This is a genomic window from Actinoallomurus acaciae, assembly GCF_042429965.1.
In the GTDB taxonomy this organism is placed as follows: domain Bacteria; phylum Actinomycetota; class Actinomycetes; order Streptosporangiales; family Streptosporangiaceae; genus Actinoallomurus; species Actinoallomurus acaciae.
Window position 1 is genome coordinate 1 of record NZ_JBHLZP010000750.1, and the last position, 3,085, is coordinate 3,085.

The window sequence follows — 3,085 nt, forward strand, 5'->3', positions numbered from 1 at the left end:
CGACTCCCCCGCCGCCGGGCATGCCGCAACAGCTACCCCCGCCGCCCGGCATCCCGCAACAGCCGCCGTACCGGCCGCAGCAGCCCTGGGGCCACCCGCCCGTTCCGGCGGCGCGACCGTCCGGCGCGCGTGACCGGCTGCTCCCCCATCTGATCTGGGAGGGCGTGCTCGCGGTCATCGCCGTCATCTTGATGATCGGTATGGCCGCGGGGATCTCCGGGCACATCCTCGGTACGGCCCTGGGCCAGGCCGGGTGCTACGGCCTGCTGGCCGTTGGGCTGGCGTTCTCCCTGCGCACCGGTTCTCCCAACCTCGCGGTCGGGGCCGTTCTCGGCTTCACCAGCACGCTGTCCGCCTACCTCGCCACCGCGCACGGGTGGGGCAGCTTCCCCGCCCTGCTCGTGGCGATCCTTCTCGCCACGCTCATCGGGCTCGTGCTCGGCGTCCTGGTCGCCGTGCTGTCCGTACCGGCCTGGGCGCTGACGCTCGGGGCCGCCGCCGCCCTCCAGGCGATCACCCTCAAGATCAGCCATGGCACGATCATCCCGATGCCGTTCCACGCGATGTACTCGAACGCCATGTGGTTCGGGATCTTCCTCGTCGTCTCGGTGGCCGGTGGCGCGGTATGGCTCATCCCCGACGTCCGCACGGCGCTCGGCACCGCCCGCAGGACCGGCGACCAGGCGCGGTGGATCGACCCGCGCGGCGGCCTCGGTGTGATCGCCGGGCTCACCGGCTCCAGCCTCCTCGCCGCGCTCTCCGCCATCCCGGTGCTGCTGCGTCTCCGGATGGCCGATCCCAACGGCACGGCCCTGATCACGATGGTGCTGGGCGGCGTGCTGCTGGGCGGCGTGAGCGTCTTCGGGCGCCGCGGCGGGGTGTTCGGCACCTTGCTCGGGGTCACGATCGTGGCGCTCATCCAGACGCTGGTCGTCGACAAGGGCCTGTCCGCCTGGTTCTCGACCCTCGTCGTGGGCCTCGCGGTGATGGTCGGCCTCGGCGTCAGCCGGGCGCTCGAGAGCCTCACCGACTCGCTGAACCGGCCCCGCCGCGCGACCGCCGCTCCCCCGCCGCCGATGCCCTCGCCGTACGTGCCGCCACCACCGCCCGCCCGCTGAGCGGCCGCTCTCGTCAGCGGCGCAGTACGTGGTGGAGACGTCGTCGCCACCGCGCGGAGTGGCGCCGCCATTCGCGGACGTTACGGCTCTGCACCAGCTCGCCGAAGAGCTCTTCGTACCGCGAGACGATGGGCCCGGGGTCGAAACGGCGGGCGGAGACCAGCGCGGCCTGCCCCATGCGGCGGCGGGCCGTTTCGTCGGAGACGAGTGCGAGGAGCGCGTCGACCAGGGCCTGACCGTCGCCGACCGGGACGAGCAGGCCGTCGACGCCGGGCGTGATGATCTCCGCGGGACCCAGCGGGCAGTTCGTGCTCACCACCGGTACGCCGCGGCGCATGGCCTCGGCCAGGGTCATGCCGAAGGACTCGGCGGAGGAGGCGGACGCGACGATGGCCGCCTGGGCGAACTCGGTCTCGATCGGAGAGCGCGCCCCCATCAGCCTGGCCCGTCCGTCGAGGCCGCGCTCCCCGATCAGCTCTTTCAGCCGTTCCCGCTCCGGACCGGCGCCGTAGATCCGCAGGGTCCACTCGGGGTACCTGCCCGCCACCTGCCTGAACGCGTCGATCAGCAGGTCGAGGCGTTTGCCGCGGACGAGCCGCCCGGCGGCAGCGATCACGGTCGCGCCGCCGTACGAGGGCGGCACCGGCGGTTCCGGCACGATGTTGGGCACGGCCAGCACGCGAACGCCCGGCAGCGGCATCCGGGCGCGGTAGACCGCGGCGTCCGCCTCGGTCGTGGTGACCACGGCGTCCAGCCCGGCGTAGTGACGGGCCAGGTCGGCACGCAGCCTCGTGCTGTGAGCGTCGTGGGTGAGGTGCTCCTGCGCGATGCGCAGCGCGCGGCGCGGGCCGAACCGGGCGAGGTAGACGTTGACGCCGGGCCGCGTTCCGATGATCACGTCGGCCGTGCAGCCGCGCAGGTGTTCCTCGGCCCGCACGTCGGTGAGCCGGCTGTACTGCCGGTACCGCTTCTCGGCGGCCGGGAAGACGACCGCCGGCTCGCGCAGCCGCGGGTCCACCGCGTCGGAGGAGTCTTCGCGCAGGTCCACCAGCGGCGTCAGCCGTACGCGCGGATCGGCCTCGAACCGGGGGCGCGCACGGTGGCGGAGCATGGAGACGACCTCCACGTCGTGATGGTCGGCGAGGGCGGCGGCCAGGTTCCACGTCGTACGGACCGTCCCGCCGACGCCGTAGGCGTTATAGAATTTCTACATCACTGTAAAAGACCGCACAGTGGAGCGCGAACCATGACTCATCCCCACGATCAGGGCCGACGACGCGCCAAGGGCCAGCTCGAAGCGGAGATCCTCACCGTGCTGCACCAGGCCGACGAGCCGATGACCACCGGACAGGTCATCGAACGCCTCGGCGGCGGTCTCGCCTACAGCACCGTGGTGACGATCCTCACGCGCCTGCACGCCAAACGGCAGCTCACCCGCACGCCGCGCGGCCGCGCCTACGCGTACGCCCCCGTCGCCGACGAGGCCGGTCTCGCCGCCCGGCGCATGCGCGGTTATCTGGACGAGCGGCCGGACCGCGCGGCCGTGCTCACCCGCTTCGTCGGCGACCTGACCTCCGACGACGAGGACCTGCTCCGGCAGCTTCTCGAGACCGGCCGTTAGGATCGCGATGCGCGTCGCCGTCTACCTGCCGCTGCTGCTCACGCTGTTCGCCACGCCCGGTGCCCGGCTGCTGGCCGCGCGCTGCGAACCCCGCCTGGCCACGTGGCTGCTCACCCTCTCCTCTCTCGTGCTGGCCGCCGCCGGCGCCCTCTCGCTGGGGCTGCTCACCCTCACGGGCCTGCTGCGCGTCCCGGAACTGGCCGAGCTCGGGCAGTGGTCGCTCCGCCTCGCCGCACGCCGGGACCCGGTCGAGCTGTCCGTCGCGGCCGCCGCGGGCCTGCTGCTCGCCCTGGCCACCGTCGCCGCCGTACGGGTGTTCGCGAACCGCTGCCGGACCCTGGCGCGC

Annotated in this window: 4 protein-coding genes; 3 read left to right on the forward strand and 1 reads right to left on the reverse strand. The window is 73.1% G+C overall.

Features of this window, described 5'->3' with window-relative positions:
* The coding region (locus ACFFNX_RS46300) for an ABC transporter permease subunit (RefSeq protein WP_378212717.1) at positions 1–1,118 on the forward strand (1,118 nt) is incomplete at its 5' end.
* A gap of 13 nt (positions 1,119–1,131) precedes the next feature.
* Here ACFFNX_RS46300 and ACFFNX_RS46305 read toward each other — a convergent pair.
* Positions 1,132–2,244 (reverse strand): glycosyltransferase, encoded by a 1,113-nt coding sequence (locus ACFFNX_RS46305; protein ID WP_378212718.1) that lies wholly within the window; start codon positions 2,242–2,244, stop codon positions 1,132–1,134.
* A gap of 120 nt (positions 2,245–2,364) precedes the next feature.
* Here ACFFNX_RS46305 and ACFFNX_RS46310 point away from each other — a divergent pair, with 120 nt between their 5' ends.
* Together ACFFNX_RS46310 and ACFFNX_RS46315 are read left to right on the forward strand one after the other, a co-directional pair.
* Positions 2,365–2,739, forward strand: a complete 375-nt coding sequence (locus ACFFNX_RS46310; RefSeq protein ID WP_378212719.1) for a BlaI/MecI/CopY family transcriptional regulator — start codon at positions 2,365–2,367, stop codon at positions 2,737–2,739.
* Positions 2,740–2,746: 7 nt separating this feature from the next.
* The coding region (locus tag ACFFNX_RS46315; protein ID WP_378212721.1) for a hypothetical protein at positions 2,747–3,085 on the forward strand (339 nt) is incomplete at its 3' end.

Coding starts and splice junctions, on each gene's coding strand:
- ACFFNX_RS46310 (WP_378212719.1), top strand. CDS start 2,365: ATGACTCATCCCCACGATCAGGGCCGACGACGCGCCAAGGGCCAGCTC.